We start from the raw sequence: 16,777 nt of genomic DNA, 5'->3' as shown, positions 1-16,777 counted from the left end.
CGGACATCGTCAGGTGTGGATATAGCGATCGTAAAGCTCCGCTATATACGCCGTCACCGGGCCGGGGCAACCGTCGCCGACTTGTCTTCCGTCAATCTTTGTCACCGGCGTGATGCCGCCGAGCGTGCCGGTGACGAAGGCTTCCGAGGCGCCGTAGACTTCCGCGAGCGTGAAGTCGTGCTGGCGCACCGTCTTGCCGGCCCCGGCATAGAGGCTGATCACCTTCTTGCGGGTGATGCCGCAGAAATTGAACCGGCCGGTCGAGGTCCAGAGTTCGTCGCCGCGAACGATGAAGAAATTGGTCGAATTGCAGCTTGCGACAAATCCGCTCGGGTCGAGCATCAGCGCCTCGTCCGCGCCGGCATTGATCGCCTGGATCAGCGCCTGGATGAAGTTCAAACGGCTGTGCGAATTGAGGCGCAGGTCGAAGACGTCCGGCGTGCTGCAGCGGATGGTCGAGGTCAGCAGGGCGAGACCCTTCTGCTTGGATTCCGGCTTCGGCTTCTTGAATTCGGCGACGACGACGATGGTCGCCTGGCCGAGCGCGAAGCGCGGGTCCTGGTTCGGCGTCTTCTTCTTGCCGCGCGTGACCATCAGGCGGATATGCGCGCCGTCGGTCATGTTGTTGCGGTTCAGCGTCTCCCACATGATGTCGGTCATCTGCTGGCGGGTGACGCCGATGTCGAGCTGGATCGAATTGGCGCCCTCGTAGAGGCGGTCAAGATGTTCGTCGAGCGCCAGCAGCTTGCCGTTGATCAGCCGCAGGCCTTCCCACACGCCGTCGCCGAGCACGAAGCCGGCGTCGAAGATCGACACCTTCGCCTCGTTACGGGCGAAGAACTCGCCGTTGACGTAGATCTGGACATGCTCGTTGCGTTCGTCGTCGACATATCCCTGGGAGCTCGTATTGCTGGCAACGGTCGGGTTCATGTGTCTTTCCCTTTCGGAAGTCTGCTTGTGACTGAGAGGCTCGGCTCTCAGAATGAGAATTCGGTGAAGCGCTTGAGGAAGGCCTGTGTGCGTTCCTGCTTCGGGTGCTTCAGCACCTCGTCGGGCGTGCCCACCTCGTGGAAGCCGCCGTCGGCGAGGAAGATGACCTTGGTCGCGAAGTGATAGGCGAAGCCGAGCTCGTGGGTGACGAGCAGCATGGTGCGGCCTTCATCTGCAAGCTTGCGGATGACGCGCAGCACCTCGCCGACGAGCTCCGGGTCGAGCGAGGAGGTGGGTTCGTCGAAGAGCAGGATTTCCGGCTCCATCGCCAGCGCCCGGGCGATCGCCACGCGCTGCTGCTGGCCGCCGGACAGCCGCCCCGGATAGGCGTCGACCTTGTCGGAAAGCCCGACCTTGTTGAGTTCCGCCATGGCGATCTCGCGCGCCTCGGCCTTCTTCATTTTCTTGACGGTGAGAAGGCCCTCCATGACGTTTTCGATGACCGTCATGTGCGGGAAGAGATTGAACTGCTGGAACACCATGCCGACGCGCTCGCGCACCTCGCAAAGCTGCTTTTCGGAATAGGCGCGCTGATCGCCCTTGGCCGTCGGCTTGCCCAGCACGTTGCCGTCGAGTTCGATGGTGCCGGATGTCGGCATCTCCATGAAATTGAGGCAGCGCAGGAAGGTGCTCTTGCCCGAGCCGCTGCCGCCGATGATGGCGACGCGTTCGCCCGGTTCGACGGAAAAGTCGATGCCCTTGAGGACGTGGTGATCGCCGAACCACTTGTTCAGGCCGGCGACGCGGATGATGGCATTGGACATCAGAATTCTCCCATTTCCGCCGCACTCAATCCCTGGCCGCCATCCGCCGCTCGAGGCGGGCGGAAAGGTAGCTGCCGGGATAGATGAGGACGAAATAGACAAAGGCGACCGTGGTCAGGATTTCGAGCGGCCGGTAATAGGTCGAGCTCAACAGCCGGCCCTGGTACATGAGTTCGTGCACCGAGAGCACGGAGGCGAGCGAGGACATCTTGGCGACCTCGATCGCCCGGTTGGTGAAGGCCGGCAGCATGCGCTTGAAGACCTGCGGCAGGATGATCCGGCGGAGCGTCGCCGCCCCCGTCATCCCGAGCGCCTTGGCGCCTTCCCACTGGCCGCGCACGACCGACTGGATGCCGCCGCGGAATATTTCCGCAGAGTAGGCCGAGGTATTGAGCGTCAGGCCGAGCAGGGCCGCTTGGAACGGCGTCATCTGCAGGCCGATCAGGATCGGCAGCGCATAGAAGAACCAGATGAGCTGGATGAGGACCGGCGTGTCGCGAAACAGCTCGATGTAGACGAGGCTTGGCCAGCGCAGGGCGGCAAAGCGCGACAGCCGGGCCAGCGCCAGGAACAGTCCGAGCGAAACGCCGATCGCCACGCTCGGCAGCCAGAGTTCGATGGTGACCACCAGTCCGCGCATGAGGACCGGAAAGCTCTGGAGAATGAGGTTGAAATCGATCTGATAGGACATCGCCTCACTCCCTCATCGATAGGCCGTCAGCCGCGCCTCGGCGAAGCGCGCGAGCGCGCTGGCCGATACCAGCAGGGTGACGTACATGAGTGCGATGGTCGTGTAGACCTCGAGCGGGCGGAAGGTCTCGCTGTTGACCAGCATCGCCTGGTAGAGGAGATCGGCATAGGCAAGCGTCGAGGCGAGCGCCGTGGTCTTCAGGAGCTCGAAGGAGCGTTCGACGAAGGGCGGGATCATCCTTGTGATCGCCTGCGGCAGGATGATGCGCCGCATCAACGCCGACCGGCTCATGCCGAGTGCGCGTGCGCCCTCCCACTGGCCCTTCTCGATCGAGACGATGCCGCCGCGAAACACTTCCGCGTAGAAGGCGCCCGACTGGGTCGACAGCGCCAGAACGGCGGCCACGAACGGGTCGAGGCTGATGTTCATGACGACCGGCAGCGCATAGAAGAACCAGAAGAAATGGATGATCGGCGGCGTGTTGCGGTAGAACTCGATGAAGGCGATCGCCGGTGCCCGAACAAGCCGCCGGTCGGAGAGCCGCATCAGCGCCAAGAGCATGCCGACGGCGACGCCGAAGACGATGGAGACGGCGGCGATCTTGACCGTGTTCAAGAGGCCGATCAACAGGATGTCCGATCTCTCCAGCACGGGAGAGAAGTCCCATTTGTAGCTCATGATCTGGAATTCCGGAGCCGGGCGGGCGGAGCGATGACAGGCCCCGCGCGCCTCGTGAGGAGAAATGCGGCCCAAGGCAAGGGGAGGAGCTTGCCCCGGACCGCGTCAGCGCATCAGTTCCAGGCTTCCTTGACGAGGCCCGGTATGCCGCTGGGATCGATGCCCTTGGAGGACATGTACGCCTTGAAGAGTTCGTCGGGGACGCCGGCCTTGTAGAGTTCGGCGAACTGTTCGCTGACCCAGTTCTTGAAGGCGGGGTTGTCTTCCTTGCGCATGCCGGCGCTGGTCGCGACGGGCGTGACCGGCTGCGGCAGGATGACCTTGCCGAGCTTGAGGCGGGCATACTGGACGACGAGGGCAGGGTGGAACAGCACGACCACGTCGACGCGCTTGGCCGCAAACGCCGCGACGGCTTCGTCATTGTTGGAGAAGCGGCTGATCTCGGCTGACTTCATCATGGCAGTGACGTTCTTGTCGACCGAGGTACCGAGCACGACGCCGACGCGCGTGCCGGCCTTGTCGAGGTCGGTCCAGGCCTTGGCGTCCGAATCCTCGGCCACCAGTGCGCCGAGCGCGTAGTAGAACAGCGGCGCTTCCGGGAAGTCGACCGCCTTGCGGCGCTCCTCGGTCGGGTCGAGCACGAACATCAGGTCGATCTGGTCGGCCTGCAGGGCGGCGACCGCGTTCGCCCAGGTGGTTTCGACCGGCACCAGTTCGACGCCGAGCTTGTCGGCGAGCTTCTGGCCCATGGCGACGCCGACGCCGGTCCATTTCTCGGTCATCGGGTCCTTGAAGAACCACGGCTCTGCCGAGGTGACGCCGATGCGGAGCTTGCCGCTGGCCTTGATCTTGTCGAGCGTCGACGGGTCTTCTGCGAATGCCGGCACGGTGAGTGCGGCAAGCGAAAGGCCGCTGATGACCATGAAATTTCGGCGTGTCGTATTCATGACTTCAATCCTCTGTCAGGTTTCGTGAATTTGGCCGCTTCGGGCTTCTCTTTGCGTTGGTGAAGACCAGCGATCGCTCAACCGGTCTGGAGTTCTTGCGCCATCACATGGCCTTGCCGGTTTTGGCCGGCGCATTCGCCTGCAGTTGCGCGACGAAGGCCTCGGTCTGGCTGCCGCCGCGCGCCATGTGGGCGCGGATTTCCGCGCGCAGCGCCTCGATATCGTCGCCGAGCGCGGTGGCGACGTAGTTGTCGTGACCGTCGCGGCGCGGACCGCGGATGCCATGCGCGCGGTGGTGGGCCGCCCAGTAAAGCTGTAGCCGGCCTTTCAGACTTTCCCATGATTTGAGCAGAATACTGTGACCGGCCGCCTCGTAGACATAGCCGTGCAGCTGTAGCTCGGCGTGAATGCTGGCCGCGTCATCCTGGGCGTCGATGGTGCGGGTCAGTTCCGCCTGCCGGGCGAGCAGTCCGTTGCGGAAGGCCGTGTCGCGGCGGTCCCAGACGAGTTCGAAGGCGAAGATCTCCAGCGTCACGCGCATGGAGTAGATTTCCCGTATGTCCTCGAGCGACAGGCCGACGACATGCGTCCCGGTATAGGGAACGGCAATCAGCAGACCGTCGTCGATCAGCTGTCGCATCGCCTCGCGTAACGGGCCGCGGCTGACGCCGAACTTGTCGGCGAGACTCGATTCGGTGACCTGCGATCCTGGAGCCAGATCGCCGTTGAGGATGGCGCCCTTGAGCGCGTCGGCGATGTGATCGCGAAACGTCGCCTTTTTCACGCGATTGAAGGCCTGTACTTCCGGAGCCATTCGGATCTTTCCCAGATGATCGATTGTCAACAATCAATCATCGGCGAAGGGGCCCGTCAAGAGTGAACGGTAATTTTGCTTTCTCATTCATGGGTCGGTTTTTGGACGGCGTCCAAACTCACCGTCGTTACTGCGAGCCTAGTTTCAGGAGCGCTTCTGGGACCGGAGAGCCGTTTGAGCGGAGTTGATCAGCGTAGTCCCGCAAGGCGGCCGGTGCGACCGTTGCGAGATTGGCAAGGAATCTGCTCCCCTCCAATCGCGCACGAAACCGGATTTTTCCGTCTTTCGAATAAATGAGAGCCATTGGGCCGCCCTTACCATTAAACAGCTTCGAATCCATTTGAATGAGCGGTTCACGTACCTCATAGGCGATGCCACGCTTGCAACCAGTTGCAACAACCTCATCACCGGCAAGATAAACAACCGTCAAGGAGGCCGCCAACATGGGCACCACGCTAAACAAAAGTGCAAGTCCTACCGCCGTAACGCTGCTCCATTTCAAAAGCAGCCTGACTTCGCGTGCTTCTGGCAAGCCTCTGTGCTTCAATGCGATAGCGAGCCAGATTAACCCCATAAATAAGATGACACCCCCGACGATGGCCACCGTTGTAAAAATGGGGCGCACTTCGCAGCTTAGATGACTCAGTACTCCTACATACAGAATAGGGTTCATAACAAAGGTAGGGCTTTAGACGGTGAACGAGGAATGATGGGAATGCATCTGTCTTTGTAAAAGAGGGGTACTAACTTAGCGTATACACTACAATTAAAAGTTGCGACAGTGTTCCGCGCATAGGCAATGCAGTCCTTTCCGGCTTTATGGAGAAACTGCCACAGGATTTTGGACGGCGGCTATCTTCACGCATGTTCTCCCCAACTCAGACCTGCATTTTGGGCTGCTTCACGGGATTTGAGAACCTGAAAATCGCGTAATATTCACTTTGTGGCACTTGCAACATAATGCCGCTTTTTTGCGCTCTCTGCTGTGGGAAAAAGGCGAGGGGATACCGTATGCAGCGTTCGCCTTGCTATCGACTGTCTACGCAAAAGCGGCCCGACGAAGCTGCGTCATTCGGGCCGCCCTACTTGTTCGGGTGCGATACCTAGAAGCTCACCTTGTAGGACATGCCCACGCCGACAGCCCAGTCCTCATCGGCCGTGGCGTCGTAGGTGGCGCCGGAGCTGACCTTCTGCGATCCCGCAGCCAGGTAGGAAACGGCGACACCAAGACCGAAGGTGCCCACCTTGCTCTTGTATTCGCCGCCGAGACCGAGCGTCCAGGTGTCGGTGGTGATGTCGGCTCCGGTCCCCACGCCCTGGTCCCAGGTCACGTTGACCGTGCCCGACAGCGCGTCGGAAAATTCATGACCGACGCCGAGCTGGACCGTATAGCCGTCCTTGTAGTTGAACACCTTGTTGCTCACCCCGAGGCCGGTGATGTCATACTGGAAGTTCTGCAGCACGCTCCAGTCGGTCCAGGTGACCGAGCCATAGACGAGCCAGCCGGGCGCGACGCCCGTTTGGGCGTAGAGCTTCAGCGATTGCGGCAGGGTGCCGGCGCCGGTTGCCGGCAGCGTGTCGGTGATGCCGTTGTCGATGCCGAGTTGGGTCGGGGTAAACGTGCCGTCGCCGTTGTGATCGACGGCTGAGCGGTACATGACCTGCACCCGCGCGGCATATTCCGGAATGTCGTAGGCGAGGCCGAGGCGATACCCCAGCTGGCCGTCGTCCTTCAGGTGGATCGAGCCGAACCAGGTGTCTTCCTTGTAGTCGAATGTTTCGAGGAAGAGGCCGCCGATCACGTGGAAATTGCCGGGGCCGGCCGCGAACTTGACGGCGCAGGTCGTGCCAAATTCGTCGGTCGAGAACGCCATGTGCGACGTCGGATTGGGAAACGGGTCGCTGTTGGCGGTCGCGGTTGCATATTCGGCATTCTGCGCGGCCTGCGAATAGGTGGCGGACGCGCCGAACGGCTGGGTGTAGCTCAACTCGCACGAAACGTTCGCACCGAGATGCGCGGCCATCGCCACCGACGGTATCCAGAAGTCGTTGGAATAGGCGTCCTCGTTGACGGAACTGCCCATCAGGGATGAGTAGCTGCGACTCGGCGAGACATAGACCGCGCTGCTGGAAAAGCTGACGTCGCCGTCTTCGTAGAGCAGGTCGGTGTCTGCCTCCCCGCGTGAAAATCCGCCGGCGAGAGCCGGCATCGCTGACAGCAGCAGGCAGCAGCCCGCGACCGTCAGTCCCGCTCGACCGATCGAGCGCTCATGTCTTGTGATCATTGGTCGTACCCCTCTTTTTATTGGATTGGCCTCCTGTGGAGTGCCTTGTTCGAGGACGTGGCTGTCCTCTATCGCGGAAGCCGAGCACGTCGCCTGCCGCAATTCGTCGAATTAAGTGAATGTCTGGTTTACCCCTTCGGGCTCAGTCCGGCCCGGCTAGAGGCCGCGCATCATGAAGCGCTTCAGCAATCTCGCGATCCTTCCATAGGGCGGCATGGCAAAGCGTGCCGGATTGAAAAGGCGCACGGTGGCGATGCCGCGCGCATGCGAAAACCGGCGAAAGCCGTCCCGTCCGTGATAGGCGCCGAGACCGCTCGGGCCGATGCCGCCGAACGGCAGGTCGTTCTGGGCGATGTGCAGAAGCGTGCCATTGACCGTGACATTGCCGGAATGCGTCTGCTCCAGTATTCCCTTGGTCGCCGAGGTCTTTTGCGAAAAGACATAGAGCGCCAGCGGGCGCGGCCGGTCGTTGATGAAGCCGATCGCCGCTTCGAGATCGTCATAGGGAATGATCGGCAGCACCGGCCCGAAGATTTCCTCCTGCATCAGCCGGCAGTCCGGTGACGGATCGATGATGATCGTCGGGGCGATCCGGTGTCCCTGTCCGGGCGTCGCGCTGTCGTGGCTGAGAACCTCGGCGCCGCCCTGCCGGCACTCCTCGATGCCGGCCAGCAGCCGCTGATGGCCGCGCTCGCCGACGATGCTGGTGTAGTCGCCCGCACCGCTGCCGCTCGGATAAAAACTTGCTACCTGCCTGAGGATCGTCTCGGCCATTTCCTTGAGCTGTGGCCTTGGCACCAGCACATAGTCCGGCGCGATGCAGGTCTGCCCGGCGTTCATCAGCTTGCCAAAGGCGATGTCGCGGGCGGCCGTCTCGATCGGATAGCCGGGGGCAACGAGGGCCGGCGACTTGCCGCCGAGCTCCAGCGTCAGCGGCGTCAGGTTCTCCGCCGCGGCAGCCATCACCTTGCGCCCCACCGCGGTCGAACCGGTGAAGACGAGATGATCGAACGGCAGGCGCGAGAAATCCTCGGCGACGTCGACGCCGCCGGTGACGACCGTCACTTCCTCGGGGGAGAAGAATTCGGCCACGGTGCGCGTCAGCAGCTCCGATGTCCGCGGCAGGAGTTCCGACGGCTTGATCATCGCCCGGTTGCCGGCCGCCAGGACGTCGACCAGCGGACCGAGCGCCAGCAGGATGGGATAGTTCCACGGCACCATGATGCCGACGACGCCGAGCGGCTGGTAGTGAACCCGGTTCTTCATCATCAGGAATTCAAGCGAGCGGCCGCGCCGCTCCGGCTTCATCCAGCGGCCGAGATGCCCGCTGGTGTGGCGCAGCGCCGCCATCAGCGGCCCGAATTCAAGAAGGCTGGTTTCGTCGGCCGAGCGATGACCGAAGTCCTGCGAAACCGCCTCGCAGAAGTCGTTCTGATATGCAGAAACAATCTTGCCGATGCGCTCCAGGCGGTCGCGCCGGACGGACAGCGACGGATAGAGGTCGGCCACGAAAGCCGCGCGCTGCAGCGTCAGGGTCGTCTGAAGGTCATGGGCATCAGGCGTCAGCAACCGGTTACCTCGCGCTGGATGGGGAAGGGGAGGGTGATGATCTGTCATCGGAAGAGCATGGGAGCGCGCGAAGTCCGAAGCAAGTGCCCATGACACTCGCAGCTGCGCCTTTGCCGTCAAAGGCAGGCTTTCCGTCTCCAGAATCCATTCCGGTATGCATCGTTTTGCCTTTCGTCATCGTCGCGGGTCGCCCGATAGACCCGGCGGCGGCTTGCCACTGCGGCAATCTGGCCAACGATATGGCCCGGCGCTGGATCAACAATGGGAAATGGGGCCAGAAATGTGTCAAACTCGGCCAACGCCGTGGCCTCTCCAAGTATGCACCTTGACCGCAGGCGAACGGGCGGCATGCTGGGAGCCGTGCCGCCGTTTCTGCCGAGGCCCGCTGCCACACGGGCTGAAGACACCCGTTGCGACGGGGAGGCGAAGCGGGAGTGAGGGAGCCTTGAATGACCACGAAACAGATCGGAGCCGCCGATCCTCGCTATCTGAGTGCCAATATTCCCGTCTTTCTGTTGCGGTGTCTCGCCGCGACACTCAATGACCTCGGCATCAACACCGCGCGGCTGACGCTCGGCCTCGGGCTCAGCCTCGACGATCTCAATGATCCCGCCTGCCGCATCTCTTTCCGGCAGGGCCGGGAGATGATCCGCCGTGCCCTTAAGATGGCGTCTGGACGGCCGCTCGGCCTCGAGACGGGCGCGCGCCAGACGATCATGTCGATCGGTCTCGTCGGCTACGCCATGGTGACCTGCCGCACCGTCGGCGAGGCGATCGATCTCGGCCTCCAGCTTCAGAAGGACACCGGCAGCATGCTGGAGTTCTATGTCGGCTCGGAGGGCGACGCCGTCTCCGTCACCGCCGGCAGCCGCTTTCCGGATCCCGAGATCCACATGTTCCTGGTCGAGGAGGCCTTCGCCAACTTCATGCAGATCGCCCGCGACCTGGTGGGCGACGGCTTCCGGCCGAAGCGCGTGGAGCTTTCCTATCCGGCGCCGCCCTATGCGGCCGCCTACCGGGCGGCCTTCGGCTGCGACGTTCTCTTCAACCAGATGGCCAACCGCTTCATCTACGACAAGTCCTGGTACGATCAGCCCCTGAAGACGGCGGATCTGCTCAGCCATCGCCAGGTTCTGAGCTTTCTGGAATACAGCCGCACCCGCAACCGCGAGAGCGCCGAGATCATCGAATCCGTCGAGCGCGCATTGCGCCAGAGGCTCAGCGAACAGCCGCATGTCGGCGAGGTGGCGCGCGAGCTCTGCATGAGCGAACGGACGCTGCGCCGGCGCCTGACCGATTGCGGCGTCTCCTTCCAGACCCTGCTCGACGAGTTGCGCAAGAACCGTGCCCTCGAACTCCTTGCCAATCCGCAATTGTCCGTCGAGCAGATCGCCTTTGCCATAGGCTTCACCGACCCGCACAACTTCCGCCGTGCTTTCAGGCGCTGGACGGGCAAGACGCCCGGTGTGCTGAGGGGCGAGATCCAGGAGAACTGGCCGAAATAGACCCCAATTCGGACCCATCCGCCATTACAAGGTTGCGGGGTCCGGGCTTACTCTCCTCTGAACGAACAAACAGGGGAGTTACGAGGATTAGCGGCCCGTCGCACAATCAAACCGATCAGGAACACTTCATCCTCGCCATCGATCTCGGGACGAGCGGATGCAAGGTTGCCCTGATCTCTCTGACCGGCCGGGTCGCCGGCTGGGCGTTCCGTCCGGTATCCTTGCTTGTGCTCGGCCAGAACGGCGCCGAGCAGCGTCCGGACGACTGGTGGAAGGCCTTCGTCGAAGCGAGCCGCGAGGCGATCGCGACTTCCGGCATCGCGCCGTCCCGCATTATCGCGGTCTCGTCGTCGACGCAGGGCGAGGGCATGGTTGCCGTCGACCGCGAGGGCCGGGCCCTGACCAACGGCATCATCTGGATGGACATGCGCGGCGCGGCGTCGCTGAAGCGCCTGATGCGCGGCTCGCTCAAGGTGGCCGGCTACGACGCCGTCAAGCTGCAGCGCTGGCTGCGCTTTTGCGGCGGCGCCCCGGCACTCTCCGGCAAGGACCTCGTCGGCCACATGCTGTTTGTCCGCGACGAGCACCCGGAGATCTACGAAAAGACCTACAAATTCCTGAATGTCCTCGACTATTTCAACCTGCGCATGACCGGAAGGTTCACCGCCACGCAGGATTCGATCCTGACCTCCTGGGTGACCGACAACCGTGACGTCGACAATCTGCGCTATGTCGACAGCCTGATCCGGATGATCGGTATCGACCGCGACAAGTTCCCTGATCTCATCCGCTGCACCGACGTCATCGGCACGCTGCTGCCGGGCGTCGCCGACGAGCTCGGCCTGCCGTCGACGACGAAGGTGGTGGCGGGCGCGATCGACAATTCGGCGGCGGCGATCGGCGCCGGCACGGTCGCGGACTACGAGGCCCACCTCTATGTCGGCTCGTCGTCATGGATCGCCGCCCATGTGCCGTTCAAGAAGACGAGCGTCATGGACCAGATCGCCTCCGTCCCCTGCGGCCTGCCGTCGAAATATCTGATGGTCGCGCTGCAATCGAGCGGCGCCAACAACATCGCCTTCCTCAAGGACAGGATCATCTTCCACGATGACGGACTGATCGACACCGAGCCGTCGCCGGACGTCTACGCCGTCCTCGACGAGATCGCGGCGCGCACCGCTGCCGGCAGCAAGGGGCTCATGTATCTGCCCTGGCTGTTCGGCGAGCGCTGCCCGGTCGACGACCTGTCGCTACGTGCCGGCCTGTTCAACTTGAGCATGGAGCACGACCGCGAAACGCTGGTGCGGGCCGTCTTCGAAGGCACCGCGCTCAACACACGCTGGATGATGAAGCCGGTCAGCCGCTTCCTGCGCCGCCGGCCGGAGCACCTCACCATCATCGGCGGCGGCGCGCTGTCGAATGCCTGGTGCCAGATCTTTGCCGACGTCATGAACGTTGCCATCCGCCGGCCGCGCGATCCGCTGAAGGCCAATGCGCTTGGCGCGGCCATGATCGGCGCCGTCGGCCTCGGCCTGACGGATTTCAAGTCGGCGGCCCGCTGGGTCGATGTGCCGAATGTGTTCGAACCAAACCGGGCGCTACGCTCGCTCTACGACGAGCGGTTCGGGCTCTTCAACGAGCTCTACAAGCGCCTTTCCCCTCTCTACAAGCGGCTGAACGGATCCCATGCTCAACACCACGTCTAGCTTCATGCCCCAGCGGCAGCAGATCGTCGATGTCTGCCGGTACATGACCGACAAGGGCTATTTCGCGGCGACCGGCGGCAACATCGCCGTCCGTCTCGACGACAAGCGCTTCGCGATCACGCCGTCGGCGACCGACTATTACACCATGAAGGCCGAGGATATCGCCATCCTGCGCCTCGACACGCTGGAACAACTCGAGGGCACCAAGCCGCCCTCCGTCGAGCGCGGCATTCACGCGGCGATGCTCAGGCAGCATCCGGCACGCCTTGCCAGCGTCCACACCCACCAGCCGATCGCCAGCGCCGTCGCTCTTCTGCGCTGCCGCTTGCCCTGGCCGCCGGGCACGGACCTACAGCGCTTCGGCACCATGATCGAGCTTATCCCCTATCGTCCGTCGGGCACGAAGATGCTGGCCAAGGTTTCCGCCAAGGCGCTGCGGCCCGAAATCTACGCCTATCTGATGGCAAGCCACGGCGTCATCTGCTCCGGCGTGACGCTGGCGGACGGCGTTGACATGATCGGCCGGATCGAGGCCGCCGCCGCTCATTTCCTGAAACAGCGCGTGAAGCTCGGACCGGGCATCGACAATGACGTGAGGCGCCTCATCGAGAGCAGCCTGAATACAGCCATCAAGGAGGCAGGAGAGAAATGAACATGAACGCCAAGATCCAGCAGTCGGACTATTCGATCAGCGCCTGGCCGGACAATGCCGAGCTCATGGGCCGGCTGAATGCGCTCCTGAAGCTGCCGCCACGCGGCATCCGGCCGGAGAACATGCCGAAGGTGCTGAGCTACTTCGAAGAGAAGTGCAAGGGCTCCAAGGCGCTTGCGGAGCGCGCAAGCCGCGTCATCCCCGGCGGCGTCCAGCACAATCTCGCCTTCAACTATCCGTTCCCGATCGCCGCCGCCCGCGTCGACGGTCCCTATATGTGGGACGTCGACGGCAATCGCTACACCGACTTCCTGCAGGCCGGCGGCCCGACCATTCTCGGCTCCAACGACCAGGCCGTGCGCGAAAAGGCGCACAGGATCATCGACGAATGCGGCCCCGTCACCGGCCTGCTGCATGAATACGAGGTCAAGCTCGCCGAGATCATCAACCGCTATATGCCGAACGTCGAGATGTTCCGCATGCTCGGTTCCGGCACCGAAGCCTGCATGGGCGCGATCCGTCTCGCCCGCGCCCATACCGGCCGCAAGTGGGTCATCAAGGTCGGTGGCGATTATCACGGCTGGTCCGACCAGATGGTCTACGGAATGCGCGTGCCCGGCACCGGCCGCCGCGAGGCGATCGGCATCCCGAAGGGCGCGACCGCCTACACGCAGGAGGTCTTCCCCAACGAACTCGGCACGCTGCGGCGCAAGCTGATGCTGAACCGCATCCGTGGCGGCACCGCCGCCGTCATCGTCGAGCCGCTCGGCCCGGAAAGCGGCACGCGTCCGGTCACGCCGGAGTACAACCGCGAGGTCCGCAAGCTCTGCGACGAGTTCGGCGCGCTGCTGATCTTCGATGAGGTCGTCACCGGCTTCCGCGTCGGCATGGGCGGCGCTCAGGGCTATTTCAACGTCAAGCCGGACATCACCGTCTTCGGCAAGGCGATCACCGGCGGCTTCCCGATGGCCGGCGGCATCGGCGGGCGCAAGGACGTGATGATGTCGCTCGTCGGCGGCATCGGCACGACCGCCAAGCGCGCCTTCGTCGGTGGCACGCTGACCGCCAATCCGCTGTCCTGCGTCGCCGGCTACTATGCCATCGAGGAGATGGCCCGCACCAATGCGCCGGTTCTGGCCGGCCGCGCCGGCGACCGGCTGGCCAAGGGGCTGAAGGGGATCATCGACCGGCTCGGCCTGCCTTACGTGGTCTACAATCTCGGCTCCATCGTCCACCTGCAGACTTCGGCCGTGCTGCTGATGAGCATGCGCAATCCGATCAAGCTGATGAAGGAGGCCAACAAGCGCAAGCACGTGATGGAGGAGATGGGCGCCGCCTACATGGCGCACGGCCTGCTGACGCTTGCCGGCAGCCGCATCTACACCTCGATGGCCGATACGGACGAGGTGATCGACGATGCGCTCGATCGGTTCGAAACCGTCTTCAAGCTGGCGTGAGGTGGTTCATGGAAAGCCACGCCGACATTGAACACAAGCTCTGCCACGCGGCCGCCAAGCTCGCCGGCAAGGGGCTGATGATGCCCGGCGATACGCTGGCGCAGCGCATCCCCGAGCGCCAGTCCGTGGCCGCCGTCACGCTGCGGTCCAGGCAGGACGTCCCCGAAGACGTCGTCTGGTCGAGCCTCTCGGCAGCGCCGGACATGCAGCATCACCGCATCTTCGCGGCACGCCCGGATGTCGGAGCGGTGCTGGCCGGGCAACCGTCCTGGGCCAGCGCGCTCGCCACCCGCGATCGCGGCCTGCCTGCCGTCTTCGACGAGCAGATCCGTCATCTCGGCCTCGAGGTCAGGCGGATCTCCGGCCTGCCGGAGGGCAAGGCGCTGGCCGTGATGCTGTCCGGCGGCGCCAATGCCTTCATGCTCGACCGTCAGGTGCTGTGCTTCGGCATGACACTGGATCGCGTGGTGATGAACACCGAACTCCTGGAGAAATGCGCCAAGGCCTACCTCCTTGCCATCTCCACCGGCGAGCGCATCCGGCGCATTCCGTGGATCGTCCGCTTCATCGCCAATGGAAAGCTGCGCCAGGACGAGAAGGAGGCGAGGGTGCATCACCTGCGCGGCGAACGCGCGGTTCCCCGGGCCGGGTACTGACGGCTGGCGGTGTTGAGCGCACCGGCGCCGGTTTCCGGGTCATTTGCGGCCATTTGACGGACGCATGAGGCCAGAGACGGAAGGGGATATTCCCACCGTGCGCGTGCCGCGCTTTGATGCTTGTGACAACCAGATGAAGGAGTTTTCGGTGGGTGAAGCGGTTCTCGTCACGGGTGGCAGCGGCTTTGTCGCAAGCCACATCATCCGCCAGCTGCTGGAGAGCGGGCGAACGGTGCACACCACCGTCCGCAGTCTCGCCAACACGGCGAAGGCTCGCCCTCTGCTGGATATGCAGGCCGAGTTTCCGGGCAAGCTGACGCTTTTCGAGGCCGATCTCCTCAAGCCCTTTTCCTTCGACGCGCCGATGGCCGGCTGCGGCGTCGTCTTCCATGTCGCATCGCCCTTCAAGCTCCCGGAAAAGATCAAGGATGGCCAGACGGAAATGGTCGAGCCGGCCCTCAATGGCACGCGCAACGTGCTGGCGAGCGTCGAGAGGACGCAAAGCGTCCGGCGTGTCGTCATGACGTCGACCATCGGCGCGATCTTCGGTGACTATATCGACGTTTACGCCATGAAGAACCGGACGGTGGCGGAGGAGTATTTCAACACCTCGTCGAATGTGAGCAACAATCCCTATCACTATTCCAAGGTGATCGCCGAGAAGGAGGCCTGGGCGCTGAACGCCGCGCAGGACCGCTGGAGCCTCGTCACCATCAATCCCGGCATGATCCTCGGACCGTCCCTCACGCCGGCATCCGAATCCGGCTCGCTCTTCCTCCTGGACGAGATGTTCAAGGGCTACTTCTTCTACGGCATGCCAGATCTCAGCCTCGCCTGCGTGGACGTGCGGGATGTGGCGCTTGCCCATATCCGTGCTGCCGACAATCCCGATGCCAAAGGCCGCTACATCGTCTCCGAGGATCACACCCGCACCTTCATCGAGATCGCCGCCGTCGCCCGCAAGTTTCATCCCCGCGCCTGGCTGCTGCCCTCCTGGCAGATCCCCAATATCGTCGTCAGGGCGATCGGTCCGCTCTTCGGCCTGACCCAGCAATACATGACCAATCATCTCGGCGTCCGCTTCGCGCTCGACAACCGCCGCAGCCGATCCGAACTTGGCATCGTCTACCGGCCCTTCGCCGAGACGATGCGGGATCACTACCGGAGCTGGGCAGAGCAGCGCTCGGGCCGCTGAAACGAAGCCGGAGAGGGCACCGCATGAGTTTCAAGGACAAGATCGTGCTGATCGTCGGCGCATCGACCGGCATGGGCCGGGTGCTGGCCAGGCGTCTCGCCGGCGAGGGCGCCAAGGTCGTCGTCACCGCCAGGCGTCAGCCGCTCCTCGACGCGCTCGCCGGCGAAATCAGTGCGGCCGGTGGGGTCTGCGTGGCGCTTGCCGCCGATGCCACGGATGAGGCGGCGGCCGCCGAGGTCGTGCGCGTCGTCGTCGAGCGCTTCGGCCGCCTGGACATGATCTACCTGAATGCCGGCGGCGCGCCCGCCCTCGACATGACGCGCATGAGTGCGGGTGAGGTCAATACCTGCATGCGCCTGAACTACGATGTCGTCGTCAACTACCTGTTTCCCGCACTGGCGCAGATGAAGAAGCAGAAGGCAGGACTGGTCGCGCATACCAATTCGCTGGCCGGGTTTCTCGGCATACCGCTGCAGGGGCCGTATTCCGCCGCCAAGGGCGCAGCCCGGCTGCTCATCGATACCTGCCGCATCGAGTTCGCGCCGCACGGCATCCGCTTCGTCACCGTCTACCCGGGCTTCGTCGCCACCGAGAGCACCAAGGGCGATGGCATGCCGGCGCCGCTCGAAATCAGCGAGGAAAAAGCCGTGGGCCATATCCTCTACGCCCTGCGCAAGGAAAAGCCGGACTATCTCTTTCCCTTCGTCATGCGCTGGCTGATCCGGATCGCCCGCATCCTGCCGAAGCCGCTGGTCAACTGGCTGTTGGCGAAATCCATGCCCTAGCAGATGAAGATCCGGGACGCTCTGCTCCCGGAAAGGCCGCCTGCCGGCCGAAGCGGAGCGACAGGCAAAAAAAGGGGAACGAA

The 16,777-nt window shown here is 63.4% G+C and carries 17 protein-coding genes; 8 read left to right on the top strand and 9 right to left on the bottom strand.

Features of this window, described 5'->3' with window-relative positions; genetic code table 11:
* Positions 1 to 9: 9 nt before the first annotated feature.
* From ACU5AY_RS12400 to ACU5AY_RS12360, 9 genes are all read right to left on the bottom strand, one after another.
* The gene (locus tag ACU5AY_RS12400; protein ID WP_446826446.1) at positions 10 to 930 is read right to left on the bottom strand and encodes an aminotransferase class IV; all 921 of its coding nucleotides are present in this window, start codon (positions 928 to 930) and stop codon (positions 10 to 12) included.
* A 47-nt stretch (positions 931 to 977) separates the two neighbouring features.
* Positions 978 to 1,754, bottom strand: a complete 777-nt coding sequence (locus tag ACU5AY_RS12395; RefSeq protein ID WP_446826445.1) for an amino acid ABC transporter ATP-binding protein — start codon at positions 1,752 to 1,754, stop codon at positions 978 to 980.
* 25 nt (positions 1,755 to 1,779) lie between these two features.
* Positions 1,780 to 2,445: an amino acid ABC transporter permease gene (locus ACU5AY_RS12390; RefSeq protein ID WP_446825013.1), complete on the bottom strand. Its 666-nt coding sequence runs from the start codon at positions 2,443 to 2,445 to the stop codon at positions 1,780 to 1,782.
* Positions 2,446 to 2,457: 12 nt separating this feature from the next.
* Entirely contained in the window at positions 2,458 to 3,123 is a 666-nt protein-coding gene (locus tag ACU5AY_RS12385) for an amino acid ABC transporter permease (RefSeq protein WP_446826444.1), read from the bottom strand.
* A 113-nt stretch (positions 3,124 to 3,236) separates the two neighbouring features.
* Positions 3,237 to 4,070 carry a transporter substrate-binding domain-containing protein gene (locus tag ACU5AY_RS12380; RefSeq protein ID WP_446826443.1) on the bottom strand — a complete coding sequence of 278 codons (834 nt, stop codon included), beginning with the start codon at positions 4,068 to 4,070 and terminating at the stop codon, positions 3,237 to 3,239.
* A 103-nt stretch (positions 4,071 to 4,173) separates the two neighbouring features.
* Positions 4,174 to 4,884, bottom strand: coding sequence for a GntR family transcriptional regulator (locus ACU5AY_RS12375; RefSeq protein WP_446826442.1), 711 nt, complete (start codon positions 4,882 to 4,884; stop codon positions 4,174 to 4,176).
* 127 nt (positions 4,885 to 5,011) lie between these two features.
* Positions 5,012 to 5,416: a hypothetical protein gene (locus ACU5AY_RS12370; RefSeq protein WP_446826441.1), complete on the bottom strand. Its 405-nt coding sequence runs from the start codon at positions 5,414 to 5,416 to the stop codon at positions 5,012 to 5,014.
* A 571-nt stretch (positions 5,417 to 5,987) separates the two neighbouring features.
* Positions 5,988 to 7,169 (bottom strand): OmpP1/FadL family transporter, encoded by a 1,182-nt coding sequence (locus ACU5AY_RS12365; protein WP_446826440.1) that lies wholly within the window; start codon positions 7,167 to 7,169, stop codon positions 5,988 to 5,990.
* A 156-nt stretch (positions 7,170 to 7,325) separates the two neighbouring features.
* On the bottom strand, positions 7,326 to 8,738 hold the full coding sequence (locus ACU5AY_RS12360; RefSeq protein WP_446826439.1) for a coniferyl aldehyde dehydrogenase: 1,413 nt from the start codon (positions 8,736 to 8,738) through the stop codon (positions 7,326 to 7,328).
* Positions 8,739 to 8,827: 89 nt separating this feature from the next.
* On the opposite strand from ACU5AY_RS12360, the gene ACU5AY_RS12355 reads away from it, so the two are divergent.
* The 8 genes from ACU5AY_RS12355 (at position 8,828) to ACU5AY_RS12320 (ending at position 16,694) form a co-directional block, all read left to right on the top strand.
* A complete protein-coding gene (locus ACU5AY_RS12355; RefSeq protein WP_446826438.1) occupies positions 8,828 to 9,067 on the top strand; it encodes a hypothetical protein in 240 nt (79 codons plus the stop codon).
* Positions 9,068 to 9,187: 120 nt separating this feature from the next.
* Complete coding sequence (locus ACU5AY_RS12350; protein WP_446825006.1) at positions 9,188 to 10,243, top strand: AraC family transcriptional regulator; 1,056 nt, start codon at positions 9,188 to 9,190, stop codon at positions 10,241 to 10,243.
* Positions 10,244 to 10,329: 86 nt separating this feature from the next.
* Positions 10,330 to 11,949: a xylulokinase gene (locus ACU5AY_RS12345; RefSeq protein ID WP_446829010.1), complete on the top strand. Its 1,620-nt coding sequence runs from the start codon at positions 10,330 to 10,332 to the stop codon at positions 11,947 to 11,949.
* Complete coding sequence (locus ACU5AY_RS12340) at positions 11,930 to 12,601, top strand: class II aldolase/adducin family protein (RefSeq protein WP_446826437.1); 672 nt, start codon at positions 11,930 to 11,932, stop codon at positions 12,599 to 12,601. The genes ACU5AY_RS12345 and ACU5AY_RS12340 overlap by 20 nt, the downstream gene beginning before the upstream one ends.
* 2 nt (positions 12,602 to 12,603) lie before the next feature.
* Complete coding sequence (locus ACU5AY_RS12335) at positions 12,604 to 14,058, top strand: aspartate aminotransferase family protein (RefSeq protein ID WP_446826436.1); 1,455 nt, start codon at positions 12,604 to 12,606, stop codon at positions 14,056 to 14,058.
* A gap of 8 nt (positions 14,059 to 14,066) precedes the next feature.
* On the top strand, positions 14,067 to 14,714 hold the full coding sequence (locus ACU5AY_RS12330; RefSeq protein ID WP_446826435.1) for a class II aldolase/adducin family protein: 648 nt from the start codon (positions 14,067 to 14,069) through the stop codon (positions 14,712 to 14,714).
* Positions 14,715 to 14,862: 148 nt separating this feature from the next.
* Entirely contained in the window at positions 14,863 to 15,909 is a 1,047-nt protein-coding gene (locus tag ACU5AY_RS12325; protein WP_446826434.1) for an NAD-dependent epimerase/dehydratase family protein, read from the top strand.
* Positions 15,910 to 15,932: 23 nt separating this feature from the next.
* The gene (locus ACU5AY_RS12320) at positions 15,933 to 16,694 is read left to right on the top strand and encodes an SDR family NAD(P)-dependent oxidoreductase (RefSeq protein ID WP_446826433.1); all 762 of its coding nucleotides are present in this window, start codon (positions 15,933 to 15,935) and stop codon (positions 16,692 to 16,694) included.
* Positions 16,695 to 16,777: the final 83 nt, after the last annotated feature.

The organism is Rhizobium sp. PAMB 3174, assembly GCF_052908375.1.
Note: the sequence above shows the minus strand (reverse complement) of the source record. Positions and strands in the feature narration are given on the sequence as shown.

Excerpts from the sequence above, each read along its gene's own strand:
- ACU5AY_RS12400 (WP_446826446.1), bottom strand. The coding sequence starts at position 930 with ATGAACCCGACCGTTGCCAGCAATACGAGCTCCCAGGGATATGTCGAC.
- ACU5AY_RS12395 (WP_446826445.1), bottom strand. The coding sequence starts at position 1,754 with ATGTCCAATGCCATCATCCGCGTCGCCGGCCTGAACAAGTGGTTCGGC.
- ACU5AY_RS12390 (WP_446825013.1), bottom strand. The coding sequence starts at position 2,445 with ATGTCCTATCAGATCGATTTCAACCTCATTCTCCAGAGCTTTCCGGTC.
- ACU5AY_RS12385 (WP_446826444.1), bottom strand. The coding sequence starts at position 3,123 with ATGAGCTACAAATGGGACTTCTCTCCCGTGCTGGAGAGATCGGACATC.
- ACU5AY_RS12380 (WP_446826443.1), bottom strand. The coding sequence starts at position 4,070 with ATGAATACGACACGCCGAAATTTCATGGTCATCAGCGGCCTTTCGCTT.
- ACU5AY_RS12375 (WP_446826442.1), bottom strand. The coding sequence starts at position 4,884 with ATGGCTCCGGAAGTACAGGCCTTCAATCGCGTGAAAAAGGCGACGTTT.
- ACU5AY_RS12365 (WP_446826440.1), bottom strand. The coding sequence starts at position 7,169 with ATGATCACAAGACATGAGCGCTCGATCGGTCGAGCGGGACTGACGGTC.
- ACU5AY_RS12355 (WP_446826438.1), top strand. The coding sequence starts at position 8,828 with ATGACACTCGCAGCTGCGCCTTTGCCGTCAAAGGCAGGCTTTCCGTCT.
- ACU5AY_RS12350 (WP_446825006.1), top strand. The coding sequence starts at position 9,188 with ATGACCACGAAACAGATCGGAGCCGCCGATCCTCGCTATCTGAGTGCC.
- ACU5AY_RS12340 (WP_446826437.1), top strand. The coding sequence starts at position 11,930 with ATGCTCAACACCACGTCTAGCTTCATGCCCCAGCGGCAGCAGATCGTC.
- ACU5AY_RS12335 (WP_446826436.1), top strand. The coding sequence starts at position 12,604 with ATGAACGCCAAGATCCAGCAGTCGGACTATTCGATCAGCGCCTGGCCG.
- ACU5AY_RS12330 (WP_446826435.1), top strand. The coding sequence starts at position 14,067 with ATGGAAAGCCACGCCGACATTGAACACAAGCTCTGCCACGCGGCCGCC.
- ACU5AY_RS12320 (WP_446826433.1), top strand. The coding sequence starts at position 15,933 with ATGAGTTTCAAGGACAAGATCGTGCTGATCGTCGGCGCATCGACCGGC.